Consider the following 17,541-nt stretch of genomic DNA (forward strand, 5'->3'; position numbering starts at 1 on the left):
CGTAGTCGCAAATAGTGCTCTAACTGGTTGCTAAGCTTAAAATGGTAAAATAGATCATTAAACCCTATTCTGCATTATCCAAACAGGAGCTATCATGAGTCACTCACAACCTGATTATTCTCAACCTGAAGAGCTAGAAGCCTACTTTAAACGTAAAGCCGAACAGGAAAAGCTGGCACAACAACAAGCTCAGCGAGAAGCTGAAGAGCTGTCTGCATATGAGGCTTGTGTATTAAAAGAAAGTGCCAGAGTGAAAGAGTTAATTGCGCAGGCGCAAGCAAAAGATGAGCACAAAGATTAAAGCCAACCTCTGATACTAAATTTTAACCACAAAAAAGGTGAGCCATTTCTGACTCACCTTTTTATTTAACCATATATACGTGTAAAAACTAATGTTTTGCTTCTTGTAACGACTCAATTTCTAATACTGATTCACAGCCTTGTTGCAAACCTAGATCACAAGCCTGTTGGTACCAGTCTTTTGCCGTATCTAAATTCTTTTCTACGCCGTGGCCTTTTTTGTATAAGCTACCCATACTGTGATAACCAAAAGCAAAATTATTCTCAATAGCTTGGAGGTAGTACGCTTTTGCTTTTTCAAAGTCCTGTGGCACGCCATAGCCATTCTCATACATATCACCCAGATTATTTATTGCTACTGGATATCCATCTGCAATCGCTTGTTGGTATAAATCAATGGCTTTTTGATAATCCACATCAACACCTTTACCTGCTACATACATATTCGCTACATTGATGTCTGCTCCAGGATAGCCATTATTAGCTGCTCTGACATACCAAAAGAAAGCTTGCTCAAAGTTTTGTTCAACACCACCGATGCCAAAATAATTCATTTCCCCTAATATAAATTGCGCCTCATTTGCACCTTGCTGTGCTGCTTCTTTTGCATAAGGTAGCGCCAATTCATACTCATCCATTTCATAGCATGTCTCTGCATAGATAGTAGACAGTGATACATTATTTATTGGATGTTTGAGCGCTTGGATTTTAAATAATTCTGCTTTTTCGTTATTCTTAGGTGTTCCCATCCCACAATAATACATAGCAGCCAATGTCAGCTCCTCATAGCCTACACCAAATATTTGATTCTGATTTGACTCAACCAACTTATTTTGCCAATAAAATGCCTGCTCATAATCAGTATCGGTGCCTCTGCCATAGCGATACATATACGGCAAATCCTGCAATGACCCATAAACACCACTCTTAGCTGCTTTTAATGTCCAATAAAATCCTTTATCGACATCTTTTTCAACATTATATATACCATCCAAGTACATACTAGCTAATAACCAATAAATCTTTGGGTTACTGTCACTCCCTTTCTCAAGCCAATATAGCCCTTTATCAACATCTTTTTCTACGCCAATACCTTCTAAGTACATACCACCTAACCGAGCCTGCGACTCAAGGTCACCGTTATTTGCTTTGGCTTTGATAACGGGTAAAATATATTGCCAAGCCTCATTTGTAATTTCATCGTTGGCTTGAGTGGGTAAGGAATAAGTAAGCGAAACAGTTGCCAGGCTTAAGGCTAGAAAAGTTGATCTAGCGAGGGGTAATAGCAGTTTAGATAGTGAAGGCATGAATTATCCGTAAAAGTGAGCAATCGCTCTAAAAAGTCTATTTACTTTAAAATAATTAATGCAGTTAGGCAACCAATCATTTCCAATCAATATTTCATTTAAAAAGCCAACACTGAACCACAAAAAAAGGTGAGCCATTTCTGACTCACCTTTTTATTAACGCTCTAAATTAAGTAATGCGACGTCTAGCGCAACCAAGCACGAGCGTTGCGGAACATACGCATCCACGCACCGTCCTCATCCCACTCTTCTGGCTTCCAGCTGTGGTTCACCGCACGTAATGTACGCTCAGGGTGTGGCATCATCAGGGTCACACGACCATCAGTGCTACAAATACCAGTCACACCACCTAGTGAACCGTTCGGGTTCAGTGGGTAAGTTTCAGTTGGGTTGCCTTGGCTATCAACATAGCGCATCGCAACTTGACCGTGATTTGACATACCTTCGATGTCCGTCTCATTTAAGGTCGCAAAACCTTCACCATGCGCCACAGCGATAGGTAAAATGCTGTCTTGCATACCTTTTAACAAGATAGACTTGGTACGTTCAACTTTCACGTTCACAGTACGTGCTTCAAAGCGTGCTGACTTGTTGTATGTGAAGCGTGGGAAGTTCTCCGCGCCTGGAATTAAGTCTTTTAGCTGTGCCATCATCTGACAGCCGTTACACACACCTAAGCTGAAGGTGTCAGGACGCGTGAAGAAACGGACAAACTGCATACGTAGCTCATCATGGAATAAGATTGAGTTTGCCCAGCCAGAGCCAGCGCCCAATACGTCACCATAACTAAAGCCGCCACAAGCCACTAAACCATTGAAATCACGTAAGTCGATACGGCCTTCTAATAAGTCGCTCATGTGTACGTCAACCGCATCGAAGCCGGCACGTACAAAGCCTGCTGCCATTTCCAACTGGCCATTCACACCTTGCTCACGCAAGATAGCGACTTTTGGCTTATTAGGACGGCTTGCTAAATAAGGCTCTTCAACTTTTTGATTCAAGTCAAAGTTTGCTTGTGCAATTAGACCGTGATGATTTGGATCAGCAATTAAGTCAAACTCTTGCTGTACGCACGCTGGATTATCACGGCGCTTAGCGATTTGATAGCTCACTTGCGTCCAGGTTTGTTGTAAGTCACTGCGGCTAAATACTAACGCATTGTCGCCTTGATGTGACGGTGTAATGATGGTTAGTTTGTCTTGATTTGCACCGCCTACTGGTGTCTCAATGGTTTGACCGATTAAGGTTAGCATCTCAGAAACTTGATGCTCTTCGGCCAATGCCATGGCTGCTTCAAGATGCTCTGGTAATACTTGAATCACTGCACCTAATTCTTCAGCGAACAATTGACCCAATAGATTATCATTGCTTAGGTTTAGGTTAATGGCCAAGCGATTGGTGAACTGCATTTCAGCAACGGTTGCCAATAGACCGCCATCACCAATATCGTGATAAGCACTGATGACAGCTTGCTCATTCGCTGCTTGGATAAAGTTAAAGAAGTTAACCAAATCTTGTGGATTTTCTAGATCTGGGCACTCATTACCCAACTGGCTTTGAGTTTGCGCTAAAATTGAACCGCCAAGGCGCAACTTACCGCGTGATAGGTCTAAGCGGTACAAGCCTGCATCTACATTTTTAAGCTCAGGGGTTAGCGTCTTATTCACATCTTGTACTGGTGCAAAAGCAGAGATAACCAAGCTCATTGGGCTAACCACTGACTTTTCTTCACCCTCATCTTGCCAATTGGCACGCATAGACAGCGAGTCTTTACCTACTGGAATCGCAATACCTAATGCAGGGCACAGTTCCTGACCGATGGCATATACTGCATCATACAATGCGGCATCTTCTGTATCGTCGCCACATGCAGCCATCCAGTTCGCAGACAAGGTAATATCAGAAATTTGATTGATACGCGCACCCGCGATATTGGTAATGGCTTCTGCAACTGCCAATCGAGCCGATGCTGCTGGATTGATTAACGCCACAGGCGGACGCTCACCCATACTCATCGCTTCACCGGTTGTCGATAATAGACCTGAGCTGGTTACCGCACAGTCTGCGACCGGTACTTGATAACGACCCACATATTGATCCTGAGTCACCATACCAGTGATCGAACGGTCACCAATACTGATTAAGAATGACTTACTGGCAACGGTTGGATGACGTAGCACATCATGAACGGCTTCATCGATTGTAATATCATCAAGCTGTAGAGATGCTAACTCTGTGTTTTTTCGCTCAAACTCACGCTTCATCTGAGGGGTACCGCCAAGCAATACTTGCATTGGCATATCAACTGGCTGATCGTCTAATAAGTTGTCGTCTACTTGCAATTGACGTATCTTGGTCGCTGTCCCTAAGATTGCATACGGGCAGCGCTCACGCTTACAAATAGCATCAAATAATGCTTCGCTTTCAGGGCGGATCGCAAGCACATAACGCTCTTGCGCTTCATTCGACCAGATAGCCATTGGCGACATGCCAGCTTCCAATGATGGAATACGACGTAGATTCAAATGCGCGCCCATGTCATGGTCATCAACCAACTCTGGCATCGCATTAGACAACCCACCAGCACCAACGTCATGGATTGATACAATCGGGTTGCCATCTTTACCACTGTTACTGGCTTCAACATCATCACCAGCCAGCGCCCAGCAGCGGTCAATCACTTCTTGACAGCGACGTTCCATTTCTGCGTTATCACGCTGTACAGAAGCAAAGTCTAAGCCTTCATCAAGTTCACCACTATCCACTGAAGAAGCGGCGCCGCCACCTAGACCAATCTGCATTGCAGGACCGCCCAGTACGATCAGTAAATCGCCCTCTTGAATACCATTTTTTTCAACTAAGTTACGTTTGATATTACCGTAACCGCCCGCCACCATCATTGGCTTATGATAGCCACGCATTTCGCTACCATCTTTGGCATCACTGGTGTCTAACTGGAATGAACGGAAATAACCACATAGGTTGGGACGACCAAACTCATTAGAGAAGTTGGCTGAACCCAATGGGGCTTCGGTCATAATCTCTAAACTTGAGGCCATACGGTCTGGCTTGCCATAGTCTTTACTACTCACTTGACCTGACTGCTCCCACTTTTCTGGCATATCTGGCAAGTGTAAATGCGATACGTTAAAGCCAGTCAAGCCAGCTTTTGGTTTACCACCACGACCAGTAGCACCTTCGTCACGTATTTCACCGCCGGCACCGGTTGAAGCACCTGCATAAGGCGCGATTGCGGTTGGATGGTTATGAGTTTCTACCTTCATCAGGATATCGATATGCTCATCGTGGAAGTCATATTGATGCATTTCAGTCGATAACGTATCTTCGCTTAATTCACCGCCCAACTGTACAGTTGGTAGTGGATAAAAGCGCTCGGCTTTGAAGCCTTCCATCACTGCAGCGTTGTCTTTATAGGCAGATAAAATACCTGCTGGATTTTTTTCATGAGTGTTGCGAATCATTTTAAACAATGATTTTGGCTGCACTTCGCCATCAACTGTCCACTCAGAGTTAAAGATTTTGTGACGGCAATGCTCTGAGTTGGCTTGAGCGAACATCATCAGCTCAACATCGGTAGGATTACGCTTCAGCTCATCGACATAAGCATTCATCAAGTAATTGATATCTTCGGTTGATAGCGCAAAACCAAATTGACGGTTGGCTTGCTCTAATGCTTGACGGCCTTCACCGATAACATCGATGTGATTTAGCTTCTCTGGGGTGTGGTCATCAAACAATTGAGCCAGTTTGCTCATGTCGTACACCAAGCTTTGAGTCATACGGTCGTGCAAAATTTGCTCAGCAGCAGCAGGCAGCTTTGTCGGTAAGTTGTCACCGGTTAAGGTGAACACAATGACTCGCTCTATGCGCTCAATTTCTAGCTCACAGTTATTAAAGATATCCGTTGCTTTACTTGACCATGGTGAAATAGTACCAAAACGAGGGCTGACAACTACCTGACACTGACCAGATTCTGGCGTGACTAAGGCAATATCTTCCCCTTGATTGAGCAGATCTAACGCTTTGTTGCGTTCTGCTTGGTTTAGCTCACGTGATAACACATACACTTGTTGGGTGTTAATGCCAGTCACATTCAATGCGGCTTGGCTATTTAACTGCTCAATCAGTTGATTGGTTTTAAATTCGGTTAAAAAACGGTGTCCAGCAAGGATCATCATAAGGCAAATTCCGCAGTATCTAAGTGGGAGTAGAAAAAGATTGTGATTGTTCGTTTAGTGATATCAATCGACTAAAATGCAATCGTTTTGGCGCTTTGAAACAGGCAACCAAGATAGACGTATAAAACGTTGCATACATAAGTCGCTATTATAGCAAGAACTGACCCGTTAAGTCGCCTGCAAACTTTACTGATTAAGGGGCTATTTTTATGGCGACTGTCTTCAGCTTAAACCTAGTTTTAGTCAAATCCTGAAATCTACTTACTAGCTACTTGTTGGCTGCATGTGATTAGCCGCTTAGTGACAGCAATAGACGTTCTAAATATTGACCGCTTATTTTCAGTACTGATATCTACTCTTACGTTACCTTACTAAACACAGAGTCTGATTACAAAGACCTAACAGCGCTTACATTCTGAGGCTACGAAACTTACATTTTGAATCTACGAAAGGATATTTTCGTGTCTTAATATAAATTCATAACCTATTAAAAAGCTTAACTGCTATCACCTAATAGTTTTTAACTAAAAGATAAATAACAACTTAACTTTTTAATTTAAAAAAGAAATCATAATAAACAAGGAGCGACATATGAGTAAACAACAGCACATCGATACGGTTCGTGAGATTGTAAAAGACATCAAATTTGCGATGATGACAACCATTACTAGCGAAGGGCATTTACACGCCTGCCCAATGACCACTAGTGAAACCAGTCTTGGTGCACGTGAAGTATGGTTTATTGGCGACAAAACCACCGAAGCTGTGGCTAATATCAGTAATAACCCACAAGTTAACCTATCTTATGTCAACCAAGACGGCAAAGACTATGTCAGCATTAACGGTAAAGCTGAGCTGATTGACGATCAAGATAAGTTAGATGAGCTGTGGTCGCCAGTCTACAATGCGTTTTATGAGCATGGTAAAAAGGATGAGAATATTCAGTTAATCAAAGTCGTACCCAATGGTGCCGAATACTGGCGCAGTGGTAATACAGTGGTTACTGCAGCCAAAATGGCCGCCGCTGCCGTTCAAGATGGTAAAGTGGCGGAAAGCTTAGGTGAAAATGGTTCAGTTCAATTTGATTAATGACTGCACTTTTATTAATAACTGTAATGCCTGAGCTTAGTAACAGATTGTCGAAAACTAACGACGATAGTAAATTAATTCAAAGCTCAATTAAAAAAGCCCTAACGTGATGTTAGGGCTTTTTTATTTTATGGCTTTAGACTAGATAGCTTTAATATTTATATTCACAATACCGATAGCTTAATCGATATAACTAAGCCAGCCATTTCTAAAACCAGCGACTGCTAACCACTTTGCTTCAAGTATGGCCAAGCAGCTCGCATATAAATCATCATTGACCACAATGTCAGTACCACTGCCGCCATCATCAGCACATAGCCAATGACTTCAAGAGATTCAATGTTTAATAACAATACCGTGATCGCAATCATCTGAAACGTGGTTTTTAATTTACCCACATAAGAGACCGCAACACTGGTACGCGCACCAAGCTCAGCCATCCACTCACGCAATGCCGATACTGCAATCTCACGAGAAATAATCACAATAGCAGCAATGGCCATAATAATATTTGGATGCCATTGCACCAATACGATAAGCGCTGCAGCCACCATCAACTTATCCGCCACTGGATCTAAGAATCGACCAAAAGCAGATACAATATTCATTTTGCGAGCTAAGTAACCATCAAGCCAATCGGTAATGGCTGCCAATACAAACAGCAAAGTTAATATTAGATGTCGCAGCATACTGTCACTAAAGGCATCCATATTCATACCAATATTGGCAATGGCGTTATCAGAAATCATGGGTACGCCAATTCCTAAAGCAGGCGGCCAATAAGCAATAGCCACAAACAAAGGAATCATAACAATACGCGCGATGGTCAAATTATTAGGCAAGTTAAAGATGCTTGCCTGTTGATCTGACTGAGTATTTGGCGGTGAAGATAATTGAGTCATAATAAGTTATAAACAGCATTTAATTGCGGCTAGCTTAGCATTTATACCTAAACTTAGTAAGCCCTATTGCATCAAATCGGCTGACTAATGAATAGACGTGAATTGTTAACAGTTTTAAAAGTGTTATGGCTATTTTTAGCGGCTAACTTCTGGTTTTTTGCTAATACACTATTGTTATCAGCACAGTATCTATTATTAATGTTAAATCTTATCGCGATTGTGAGCAAAGTAAGCATCGAAGCGTAATACATCATTTTGCCACTGCTCATCGGGCTGACAATTAGCAAGTAACGGAGCAGTTACTGGTCTTTTGACAACCACTCTACCTTTTGCAGCCTCTTTATCATCACTATGATTTACGGTATTTAGTGCTAAATTCAGCAGCGCTTGCTCTTCATCAATATCAGGCGGCAAAGCGATATCATGTAGCGCTTGCATATGCTTACCCACTTTTGCCCCTTTATTACTGTTGGCATGCTCATAACTGTTATCAGGGAACATGGGGTCTAGATAAATCACATCAAACGCTGTAGCACTATGCTGTGAACTCTTACTATCGGCTTTATGGCTGTCATTAGCATGATAATTAGCCATATAGTCGCTAGCATCGGTGCACACTATTTGAAGCCGGCTCATCAGTTTTTGCCAATTTTTATGCTGCGCCATTTTTTGCTGTTCGTACTCTAATAATAACGCCATCAACGGATTACGCTCTAGCATAACCACAGTGGCGCCGGTGCTAGCTAAAATTAAACTATCATGACCAAAACCTGCGGTTGCATCTAAAACATGGCTAGACTGTGTCAACTTACAGGCTTGCAATAACAGCTCTGACTTCCTGCCAGCACTGACGACACGGCGCTGTAAGCTTTGCCATGCTGGCGACACACTCACCTGCCCAGTTAATAATGACAACTGCTGCTTATTATCTAAGGTTAAAATAGGCCGTGCATATTCATCACTTAAGCGCTTGCGTACCTTTTGGGTCAGCTTCTCTTCGATCATAACAGGCGTCAAATTCAGTGGCAAAGTGAACTGCTTGACCAATGTCAAAACCACATTGACGTCATCATCTGCCACATCACCAGCAATGATCAAAGGCGTATCTGACTTCAAAGCGTTAGCCTTCAATGTTATAACCAAATAACCAAGACATAACTAACACCAGCACACCGGTTGCGATACGTAGCCACGCAAAAATAGTAAAGTCGCGGCGGCTAACCCAGTCAACCAGCCAGCGAATACACAGTAAGGCAACCACAAAAGAAACCACAACGCCCACTGCCAATATTAACCAATCTTGGCTGCTGCTTAATACCTCTTTGTGCTTCAATAAGTCGAGTAGCCCTGCACCAACAATGACTGGAATTCCCAAAAAGAATGAAAACTCTGCCGCTGCTTTACGCGATACACCCAGCCATAACGCCCCAATAATAGTAGAGCCAGAGCGTGAGGTACCTGGTATTAATGCCAAGCACTGGAACAAACCGATCATCAGTGCTGTTTTAAGACTGACATCCTCAGCTTCTTCGGCAATCACTGGAATCGGCTTACGCTCAACATAAAAAATCAGTAGACCGCCAATAATCAGCATCGTCGCCACTGTATAGGGGTTGAACAAATATTGCTTAATTTGATCGGCCATAGTAAAGCCGACAATCATCACAGGGATGGTCGCGACAATTAAGCTCAACCCAAGTTGGCGAGGATTCTTAAGTGCATTAGGACCCTCGGATTTACCGGTAATGAGTCCCATCAACGCGTGCCACAGCCGTCCCCAATATTCATATATCACCGCTAATATAGCGCCTAGCTGGATAACAACAATGAATAGATCTGCTTTTTCTTTGGTCCAAAAGTCCATGATATCCGCAGAAAGAATCAGATATCCGGTACTTGAAATGGGTAAAAACTCAGTAATACCCTCAACAATACCCATGATAATGGCTTGGAAAATGAGTAATAAATCCAAAATTCGCGCTCACTCTTGATAGGATTAACAATATAAAAAATAAAAACTAAATCAGATATTAAAGCTTAGATAGTACAATCCAGATAGCAAAACAACGCTATCACTGCTTTAGATGTTTTAGCGTTACGCTTTGCCCTGCTCTTTCAATGTTTTCCAAGCGTCGTTACGCAAATAGACGGGCAGCGCCTGATCAGCAGAGACGCCGCCAAAACGTTGGTAATGAATCACACCAAGTTTTGCCAAACTAAGCGCATCGGGATGAATATCAGAATATATCTTTTGTTCATCCTGAGCCGTCAACAATGCTGCCCCATTACCCGCAATGGCACTGTTGTTTTGTGTACTTTGTTCATAGTCGACAAGCTGTTCTTGTGTGCCATCAACCAGGGTCATGATGCCTGCTAGACCTGAAACAGCACCATCACTCTCTGAGCCATCCAAGTTATTTAAGTTAACTAGACTAACAAACTCATACTCAGCAAAGTAGACCTGATTCATGCGTGCATCTAAAGCAGCATATACCTGCTGCACACCATATTTATCATGGGCAGCTTGAGCAATTGCCGCCAAGCTAGAAACACCAACACAAGGCAAGTCATGAGCCACTGCTAATGCTTGTACCACCGCTGTATTAATACGAATACCACTAAAAGGCCCTGGACCACGATTAAAGATCAAAGCGGTTAAATCAGCAAGCTTAATGTTAGCTTCCTCTAACACGCTATCAATCATTGGCAGTATCTGCTGAGTTTGTTCACGCTTGCCAGTCTGAGTATGGCAACTTAGCGTCTGCAACTGCTCATTAACGATTGCCACAGAGCACTGATCAAAAACGGTATCTACTGCCAAAAACATGAGGGCCTCTTTTTTATGATCATAGTTTAATATCGTTGTTTAACATGCAACGATTGGTTCAACACAGCGTTTGGGTCAATCTGTTTATTTAGGTAGTGCTGCTGATATTTGACTCAAAATATCACTGATTTCACTATTGGCTTCTTGTTCTTTATCCAAGCCGCCAGTTGGAGTCAACTGATTGACAACCTCAGGCAACAACTCAGCCAGACCTTGACGTACTTCGGTCTCATCAGCACCAGTTTGCTTACAAACATGTTCAATTTCTGTTTCATCAAACAGTTTATTAATTTGATTTGGATCTAAGTTCTGGTTTTCTTTGTCAGTGCTCATCCACGACTGTGCTTGATCAGCAAAGCCCATTTTCTGAACTTTAGATAACGCACCAGACAGACCACCATTACGTTGGATCCAATTTAGTACGATAGGCATTAGAGTTGCCACAAGCATGGCCTTACCGCCACCGCCAGAGCGTGCTGCTGTATTATTGCCCAACACACTACCTAGGATGTCACCTAGACCGCCAGTGCTGCCTCGGCTACCACCCATTTGGCTTTTGATAATTCCGCCCAATACATCGTCCATACCAAAGCCGCCGCTTTGAGTATTTTGAGTCTGACGACTTTGTCCGCCACCTAGGACGCTACCTAAAATGTCGCCTAAGCCACCAGTTGCTCGAGGTTCTATACGCTGATTCACTGGATTGCGCTTACCATCTTCAGGGTCTAACGCTTGACGAGCAACTTGAGTGATTAAGTTTCCTAATAAACTCATAATAATTTCCTTTATTGTTTTAGTGTTTAATGAATGTTGGCCACCTACTAATTGACAACGTAGTTTGTTATTGGCTAAGTATTTTCAACTGACGCCAAATAGTGGCCGACACTTGGTCTTGCCATATTATAACTGTTTTTTTACGTATGCTAGGGTGAGTGGTTGCAAATGTAAATACAATACAGTGGTGTAGATTTTGCGATGCTCTTATTTTTGCTTGCCACAACACTGGTCTATCTGCACCTAGATACAGCAGTTGCCAGTTACTGTTGGCCGCATTGATATCACATAAGGTCAAATGTAGCGGTTGATTTCGTAATCCTATCGTTGCCAATACATATATAAGCAGGCTTAGGACGATAATAACCATAATCCAAACCCAGTTTAGGGCGAAACCAAGCTCCCAACTAAGCTGCCACTGTCGACCTAACGTCAACAGCACTCCGACCGTCACTAGCAAAAAAGCAAATCCGTAAAAGTGCTGCCATCGACTAAAAGCTTTAATCTCAGTGGCAAGTTGACGACTCATTGAGCAGTATCTGCTGTCATATAATGACCTATGTTATTAATAATCATCAACGTTAAAGAGCTATGCATACATCCGTTAGTGTTATCTAACCGCTTGAAGAATCACCTTTAGCGTCTAACCTTTATAGCCAACATCTTTTATAGTGGACATCTTTTATAGTGGACACTTTTTAACCATGTTGTAATTGCTTTAACTTAGCAACCAGTTCTGCCACTTTGGCATTGTCTGGTGTGTCTTGGTTCATAAAAAAGTTTAGTAAATCAGGGTCTTCATAAGTTAATAACTTGGCGAAAGTCTCTTGCTCATCCGCATCGGCTAGTAAATAATTTTGCTTCACGTAGGGATCAATATAAAAGTCTAATTCTTTTAAACCTCTACGTGCCTGATAAATCACTCTTCTTTGCTCAATGGTTGGCTCAGGTTGTGTCGTCACGCTGTATCTCCTATGACAATATTTTTTTAAAGCTTCAAATATTAACAAATATAATCGCAAGTCAGTTGCTATTCTATTAGCAGGTCTTACTAATCTACTCTATTTAAATTTTGATTGATTAAGCTGTTGCCACAAAGCAAGCCCTTGCATGGTTAACCCAACATTATGGGTGCGCACAATACTCGCGCCTTGCTGATATGCAAATAAAGCTGCAGCCATGCCAACGCCATCTCTATCAATGGCCTTATGCCCTTCAAAGGCAGGGTGCTGAGTATTATCTAATACTTCACCTAAGAAACGCTTACGTGATATTCCAAATAGGATCGGCAACTTTAAATCATGTAATTGGCTTAAGTTATTTAGTAGCGTCTGATGATGAGTATAATCTTTTGCAAACCCAAATCCTGGATCAATAATCATATTATGACGCTTAACCCCAGCCTGCTCAGCCTTAGCGACAACTGACTCTAGTTCAGAGATTACCTCAGCAATGACATCCTCATACTGAGCCTTGCTATTCATGGTAGTGGGTTCGCCACGCATGTGCATTAAAATAACCGGAATATCCAGTTTAGCAGCCATTTGTGGTGCATTATCACGTTTCAAAGCACGCACATCATTCCATATATCAGCACCCGCTTTCACTGCTTGTTCAATCACGGTTGGTGAGCTGGTATCAATAGACAGCCATAACTGTTCACCAAACTGCTCTCTTATCGCTTCAACCACTGGGACAACTCTGGCACACTCTTCTGCTTCACTAACAGGAGTTGCGTTTGGACGGGTCGATTCACCACCTATATCAATAATGGTTGCACCCTCATCAATCATTTGCTGACAATGAGAAAGCGCTGCTTGCACATTATTAAACTTTCCACCATCAGAAAACGAATCGGGTGTCACATTCAAAATACCCATGATATGTGGCTGTGATAAATCCAATTGCTTTTGAGTGCCACTTAGCATTGTTGTCATTATTCGATGATTCGGAAGGTCGTGTAATTGCATGATAATCGTCTTTATCTGGCTGTTTAAAACGGATTGTTAGAAATTAACTATCCGCTATTCTAACAGATATCCGCTATTAAGACGGCTTAAATATAGCCCATGCTTGTACGCTCATCGTAAATCTAAATCAATTGTTGCCGCTATCAGTCGCTATCAATCGGTTAGTTCTTTATCAATTGGCTAGATGTTTATAGCTATCATTTTTAAAAAGCTATACGCATAAAAAAGCCCCTTCAATAGCTGAAAGGGCTTTTTGTTATTCACTCAATACACAAGCGATATTACATCGCTGGTAGTGGCGGTGGGGTTGGAGGACCTGAGGTGCCTGTACCCACTTCATCTTTAGGTGGCGTGACGTCTTTTTCGTCTTGATAAACACGAGGCTCACGTGGCTCATTACCCGCTAAGATATCTTGCAACTGATCCCTATCAATGGTTTCCCACTTCATTAGCGCATCTACCATTGCATGCATCTTATCTTTGTTGGCTTCGATAATCTCACGCGCAATATCATACTGCTCTTCTAAGATACGGCGAATCTCTTCGTCAACTTTTTGCTGAGTTGCTTCTGAGATAGTGCGAGCACCTGCGCCAAAGTAGCTTTGTGATTCTTCATCTTCATAAACCATCACACCAAGCGCATCAGACATACCATACTTAGTAACCATAGCACGTGCCATTTTGGTAGCACGTTCAAAATCGTTTGAAGCACCTGTTGTTTTTTGATTCACAAACACTTCTTCTGCAATACGACCACCAAATAAAATAGCGATATCGTTCAGCATTTTTGACTTATCAAGGCTGGTCTGGTCAAATTCTGGCAGCTGCCAGGTCACACCCAATGCCCAACCACGTGGCATAATCGTTACTTTGTGCACAGGGTCAGTGCCAGGTAGCATCTCTGCTACTAGTGCATGACCTGCTTCGTGATAAGCGGTTGCACGACGTTCTTCTTCACGCAGTACCATAGACTTACGCTCAGGACCCATAAATAACTTGTCTTTGGCATCCTCAAAGTCATTCATATCAACACTTGTCTTATTACGACGTGCCGCAAATAATGCCGCTTCGTTAACCAAGTTAGCAATCTGAGCGCCACTAAAGCCAGGTGTACCACGCGCCAACGCATTGACGTCAACACCAACTGTTGCAGGTAGCTTACGTAAATGCACCTTCAAGATCTCTTCACGACCTTTAATGTCTGGTAGACCAACATGCACCTGACGGTCAAAACGACCTGGACGCAACAAGGCCTTATCAAGTACATCAGCACGGTTGGTTGCTGCAATAACAATAATACCGTCATTGCCTTCAAAACCGTCCATTTCAACAAGTAATTGGTTCAGCGTCTGTTCGCGCTCATCATTACCGCCGCCCATACCGGTACCACGGCTACGACCTACGGCATCAATCTCATCAATAAAGATGATACAAGGTGCATTTTTCTTCGCTTGTTCAAACATATCACGAACACGTGACGCACCAACACCAACGAACATCTCAACGAAGTCAGAACCTGAAATCGAGAAGAAAGGTACTTTTGCTTCACCAGCAATCGCTTTCGCTAATAAGGTTTTACCAGTACCAGGAGGACCTACCATCAAAATACCGCGTGGAATAGTAGCACCAAGCTTGGTAAATTTATCTGGATCTTTTAGGAAGTCGACAACTTCGACCACTTCTTCTTTGGCTTCTTCAGCGCCGGCGACATCCTTGAAGTTCACTTTAATTTGATCTTCGCCAAGCATTTTAGCTTTTGATTTACCAAAGCTCATCGGTCCACCTGCTTTACCGCCTGCGCCACCTTGCATGTTACGCATGAAGAATAAGAAGATACCGATAATCAATAACACCGGGAAGCTTGCAATCAATAGCTGCATCATAATGCTTTGGCGCTCAGGAGCTGCTGCCTGTACCTCAACGTTATGCTCACGCAATGTCGGCATAAGCTCATCATCAGCCACCGCAGGAAGAACCGTCTCAAATTCTGAGCCGTTCACTTTTTCGCCAGTGATTTGCTCACCGTCGATCTTGATGCTTTTTACCTGATTTTCAGTGACTTGAGTTACAAACTCAGAGTAATTGAGCGTATCAGGCTCATTACCGCTGTCAAAGTTGCTAAATATCAGCACTAATACGCCGATAACAACTAGCCACAATAAGGTATTTTTTACCATGTCGCTCACAAGCTATACCATCCCTTACTTGTTGATGTGTTCAAATTTATAGTCGATCTTTTCAAAATTCTGCTCAATTTATATCTGTTTAACTTATGATTATAGCACGAGGCAGAGAAACAAAAATGGCTCGTCACCTTGTTAATACACCCTGTTATTATTCTGACATTTAAGCATCACCTTCGCTTTAGTGAGCACCCGATACTCTGCTTTTCACAAGGACACCATCGCGCACTCACGGTATATCAGCGATATGCTAAGCTGCCAATTTCTTATTGTCGGTGTATTAAAGACAACAAGTCATACTTATACTAACCTTTATTAGGTCATCTTTGTTATTTATCAAGCTTATTTGTTATATATCAAGCCTAAAAACCACTATTATGTCTTAAATCAGCCAAACTAGACTTTCAAAGTCAGTCAAACAACATAAATAACTATCAAATAAGAGCTATTAAGACTAAGTAGCATATATAAGCCCAAGCTATCTAAAGCTAACTTGTTTCTATAAGCTTCAATAACTAAACGCTTAGATCAGCTGTTAATCCTAATGCTAAGCTCTAGTCTTAGATATTATGAAGGTTTAATAGCTACTTAGTCGCTATCCAGAACACTTCTTTTGAACGTGGGCGTGAAGCAGACGGCTTAATAGTGCGTACCTTAGAAAATTGCGCCTGCATATCTTTACGCAATGCCTGTTCGCCTTCACCCTGGAAGACCTTCATTACTAAGCTGCCGCCTTTAGGAAGCACTTTCATAGCAAAATCAACAGCCAGCTCACATAAATACATCATACGTGGCTGGTCAACCACAGAGTGACCTGAAGTATTGGGTGCCATATCAGACAACACCACATCAACCTGGCGATCACCGACTTCATTCATCAACTGATCGAATACTTCTTGCTCTCTAAAATCGCCTTGAATAAAAGTGACGTTCTCCAACGTATCCATAGGAAGGATATCTGATGCTATCAAAATACCGTCATCACCGACCAATTTGCCAGCCACTTGTGACCAACTACCTGGGGCACTACCAAGATCAACAACGGTCATACCTTTTTTAATCAGGCCCATCTTTTCATTAATCTCAAGCAGCTTATAGGCGGCTCGGGCACGGTAGCCATCTTTTTGAGCCATTTGCACATAGTGATCGTCTATATGCTCTTTCATCCAAGCTTTACTACTTTTTGATAAGGTCTTTTTGGTAATACGTGTTGCCACTTATTCCCTCTCTACAATTTGTTTATTAAAAATAAAATGAGTAACGTTAATGAGTGCTATTGATAATCAGATCGCTTTAGCAATAACTAAAACAGCAACTAAAATAGGTTAATCACCAATTCTAGCATTATTTATACCTTCACAAGACAAATAGTATGCATCAAGCTAAAACTTTCTTTATAATGGTCGGCTTGGGTAAGCATTTATAACTTATCCATAATTAAGTTTTATTTCTACGGCTGGTAAAGTTAGGCCTAATAATCAATACTGAAACGACTAAACTGAGATATTATGAGTACAGCACAAAACAAACGTTCGACCTTAGATAGCACTGAATTACGCCGCCTAAAAGGCATCGGCCATGAGTTAAAGCCGGTGGTAACTATTGGTGGTAAAGGCTTAAGTGAGTCTGTGGTTGAAGAACTAGATCGTGCATTAAACGATCACGAACTAATCAAAATCAAAATGCCGCCAGGCAGCAAAGAAGAGCGTGAAGCCTTTAGTGATGAGTTAGCGGCCAAAACTGGTGCCCAGCTTATCCATAGCATTGGCCGTATGGCTTTATTATTACGCCGTAACCCAAACGCTAACCCTAGACTATCTAATCTAGTTCGCTTTAGCGATTAATATTTTGATTTTACTTTTTTAAAATCAGATTAATTAAATAAAAACAGGTCACTCAATTTGAGTGGCCTGTTTTTATTTGCCACAACTTATATCTATACCCAACTCTATCCACATCTCAAGGGCACTTCTTATACAACAAAAAAACC

15 protein-coding genes are annotated in these 17,541 nt (G+C 42.2%); 3 read left to right on the forward strand and 12 right to left on the reverse strand.

Annotated features, from left to right (window positions below):
- The first annotated feature begins 94 nt into the window (after window positions 1-94).
- The gene (locus A6J60_RS04585) at window positions 95-301 is read left to right on the forward strand and encodes a hypothetical protein (RefSeq protein ID WP_096064932.1); all 207 of its coding nucleotides are present in this window, start codon (window positions 95-97) and stop codon (window positions 299-301) included.
- A gap of 88 nt (window positions 302-389) precedes the next feature.
- Here the strand turns inward: A6J60_RS04585 and A6J60_RS04590 are convergent, their stop codons facing one another.
- Both A6J60_RS04590 and purL read right to left on the reverse strand, forming a co-directional pair.
- On the reverse strand, window positions 390-1,607 hold the full coding sequence (locus A6J60_RS04590) for an SEL1-like repeat protein (protein WP_096064933.1): 1,218 nt from the start codon (window positions 1,605-1,607) through the stop codon (window positions 390-392).
- A 185-nt stretch (window positions 1,608-1,792) separates the two neighbouring features.
- Complete coding sequence (gene purL / locus A6J60_RS04595; protein WP_096064934.1) at window positions 1,793-5,806, reverse strand: phosphoribosylformylglycinamidine synthase; 4,014 nt, start codon at window positions 5,804-5,806, stop codon at window positions 1,793-1,795.
- Between the two features lie 591 nt (window positions 5,807-6,397).
- Between purL and A6J60_RS04600 the strand changes: the two genes are divergently transcribed.
- Window positions 6,398-6,895, forward strand: coding sequence for a pyridoxamine 5'-phosphate oxidase family protein (locus A6J60_RS04600; RefSeq protein ID WP_096064935.1), 498 nt, complete (start codon window positions 6,398-6,400; stop codon window positions 6,893-6,895).
- Window positions 6,896-7,119: 224 nt separating this feature from the next.
- On the opposite strand, the gene pgsA is transcribed toward A6J60_RS04600, so the two are convergent.
- From pgsA to A6J60_RS04650, 10 genes are all read right to left on the reverse strand, one after another.
- Entirely contained in the window at window positions 7,120-7,797 is a 678-nt protein-coding gene (gene pgsA, locus A6J60_RS04605) for a CDP-diacylglycerol--glycerol-3-phosphate 3-phosphatidyltransferase (protein ID WP_096064936.1), read from the reverse strand.
- Window positions 7,798-7,998: 201 nt separating this feature from the next.
- Window positions 7,999-8,913, reverse strand: coding sequence for a class I SAM-dependent methyltransferase (locus A6J60_RS04610; RefSeq protein ID WP_227526064.1), 915 nt, complete (start codon window positions 8,911-8,913; stop codon window positions 7,999-8,001).
- 4 nt (window positions 8,914-8,917) lie between these two features.
- A complete protein-coding gene (locus A6J60_RS04615) occupies window positions 8,918-9,769 on the reverse strand; it encodes an undecaprenyl-diphosphate phosphatase (RefSeq protein ID WP_096064937.1) in 852 nt (283 codons plus the stop codon).
- Window positions 9,770-9,892: 123 nt separating this feature from the next.
- Window positions 9,893-10,624: a tRNA (adenosine(37)-N6)-threonylcarbamoyltransferase complex dimerization subunit type 1 TsaB gene (tsaB, locus tag A6J60_RS04620; protein WP_096064938.1), complete on the reverse strand. Its 732-nt coding sequence runs from the start codon at window positions 10,622-10,624 to the stop codon at window positions 9,893-9,895.
- A gap of 84 nt (window positions 10,625-10,708) precedes the next feature.
- Entirely contained in the window at window positions 10,709-11,398 is a 690-nt protein-coding gene (locus A6J60_RS04625; protein ID WP_096064939.1) for a YidB family protein, read from the reverse strand.
- A 67-nt stretch (window positions 11,399-11,465) separates the two neighbouring features.
- The gene (locus A6J60_RS04630) at window positions 11,466-11,927 is read right to left on the reverse strand and encodes a hypothetical protein (protein ID WP_096064940.1); all 462 of its coding nucleotides are present in this window, start codon (window positions 11,925-11,927) and stop codon (window positions 11,466-11,468) included.
- A 169-nt stretch (window positions 11,928-12,096) separates the two neighbouring features.
- Complete coding sequence (locus A6J60_RS04635) at window positions 12,097-12,360, reverse strand: succinate dehydrogenase assembly factor 2 (protein ID WP_096064941.1); 264 nt, start codon at window positions 12,358-12,360, stop codon at window positions 12,097-12,099.
- Window positions 12,361-12,459: 99 nt separating this feature from the next.
- Window positions 12,460-13,368, reverse strand: coding sequence for a dihydropteroate synthase (gene folP, locus A6J60_RS04640; protein WP_096064942.1), 909 nt, complete (start codon window positions 13,366-13,368; stop codon window positions 12,460-12,462).
- A gap of 281 nt (window positions 13,369-13,649) precedes the next feature.
- Window positions 13,650-15,545 (reverse strand): ATP-dependent zinc metalloprotease FtsH, encoded by a 1,896-nt coding sequence (gene ftsH, locus A6J60_RS04645; RefSeq protein WP_096066476.1) that lies wholly within the window; start codon window positions 15,543-15,545, stop codon window positions 13,650-13,652.
- 590 nt (window positions 15,546-16,135) lie between these two features.
- Complete coding sequence (locus tag A6J60_RS04650) at window positions 16,136-16,768, reverse strand: RlmE family RNA methyltransferase (RefSeq protein ID WP_096064943.1); 633 nt, start codon at window positions 16,766-16,768, stop codon at window positions 16,136-16,138.
- Window positions 16,769-17,059: 291 nt separating this feature from the next.
- Between A6J60_RS04650 and A6J60_RS04655 the strand changes: the two genes are divergently transcribed.
- Complete coding sequence (locus A6J60_RS04655; RefSeq protein ID WP_096064944.1) at window positions 17,060-17,395, forward strand: YhbY family RNA-binding protein; 336 nt, start codon at window positions 17,060-17,062, stop codon at window positions 17,393-17,395.
- Window positions 17,396-17,541: the final 146 nt, after the last annotated feature.

Source organism: Psychrobacter sp. FDAARGOS_221, assembly GCF_002313155.2.
In the GTDB taxonomy this organism is placed as follows: domain Bacteria; phylum Pseudomonadota; class Gammaproteobacteria; order Pseudomonadales; family Moraxellaceae; genus Psychrobacter.

What these genes read in the sequence shown, in the direction of transcription:
- A6J60_RS04585 (WP_096064932.1), top strand. Translation starts at nt 95, where the DNA reads ATGAGTCACTCACAACCTGATTATTCTCAACCTGAAGAGCTAGAAGCC.
- A6J60_RS04590 (WP_096064933.1), bottom strand. Translation starts at nt 1,607, where the DNA reads ATGCCTTCACTATCTAAACTGCTATTACCCCTCGCTAGATCAACTTTT.
- purL (WP_096064934.1), bottom strand. Translation starts at nt 5,806, where the DNA reads ATGATGATCCTTGCTGGACACCGTTTTTTAACCGAATTTAAAACCAAT.
- A6J60_RS04600 (WP_096064935.1), top strand. Translation starts at nt 6,398, where the DNA reads ATGAGTAAACAACAGCACATCGATACGGTTCGTGAGATTGTAAAAGAC.
- pgsA (WP_096064936.1), bottom strand. Translation starts at nt 7,797, where the DNA reads ATGACTCAATTATCTTCACCGCCAAATACTCAGTCAGATCAACAGGCA.
- tsaB (WP_096064938.1), bottom strand. Translation starts at nt 10,624, where the DNA reads ATGTTTTTGGCAGTAGATACCGTTTTTGATCAGTGCTCTGTGGCAATC.
- A6J60_RS04625 (WP_096064939.1), bottom strand. Translation starts at nt 11,398, where the DNA reads ATGAGTTTATTAGGAAACTTAATCACTCAAGTTGCTCGTCAAGCGTTA.
- A6J60_RS04630 (WP_096064940.1), bottom strand. Translation starts at nt 11,927, where the DNA reads ATGAGTCGTCAACTTGCCACTGAGATTAAAGCTTTTAGTCGATGGCAG.
- folP (WP_096064942.1), bottom strand. Translation starts at nt 13,368, where the DNA reads ATGCAATTACACGACCTTCCGAATCATCGAATAATGACAACAATGCTA.
- ftsH (WP_096066476.1), bottom strand. Translation starts at nt 15,545, where the DNA reads ATGGTAAAAAATACCTTATTGTGGCTAGTTGTTATCGGCGTATTAGTG.
- A6J60_RS04655 (WP_096064944.1), top strand. Translation starts at nt 17,060, where the DNA reads ATGAGTACAGCACAAAACAAACGTTCGACCTTAGATAGCACTGAATTA.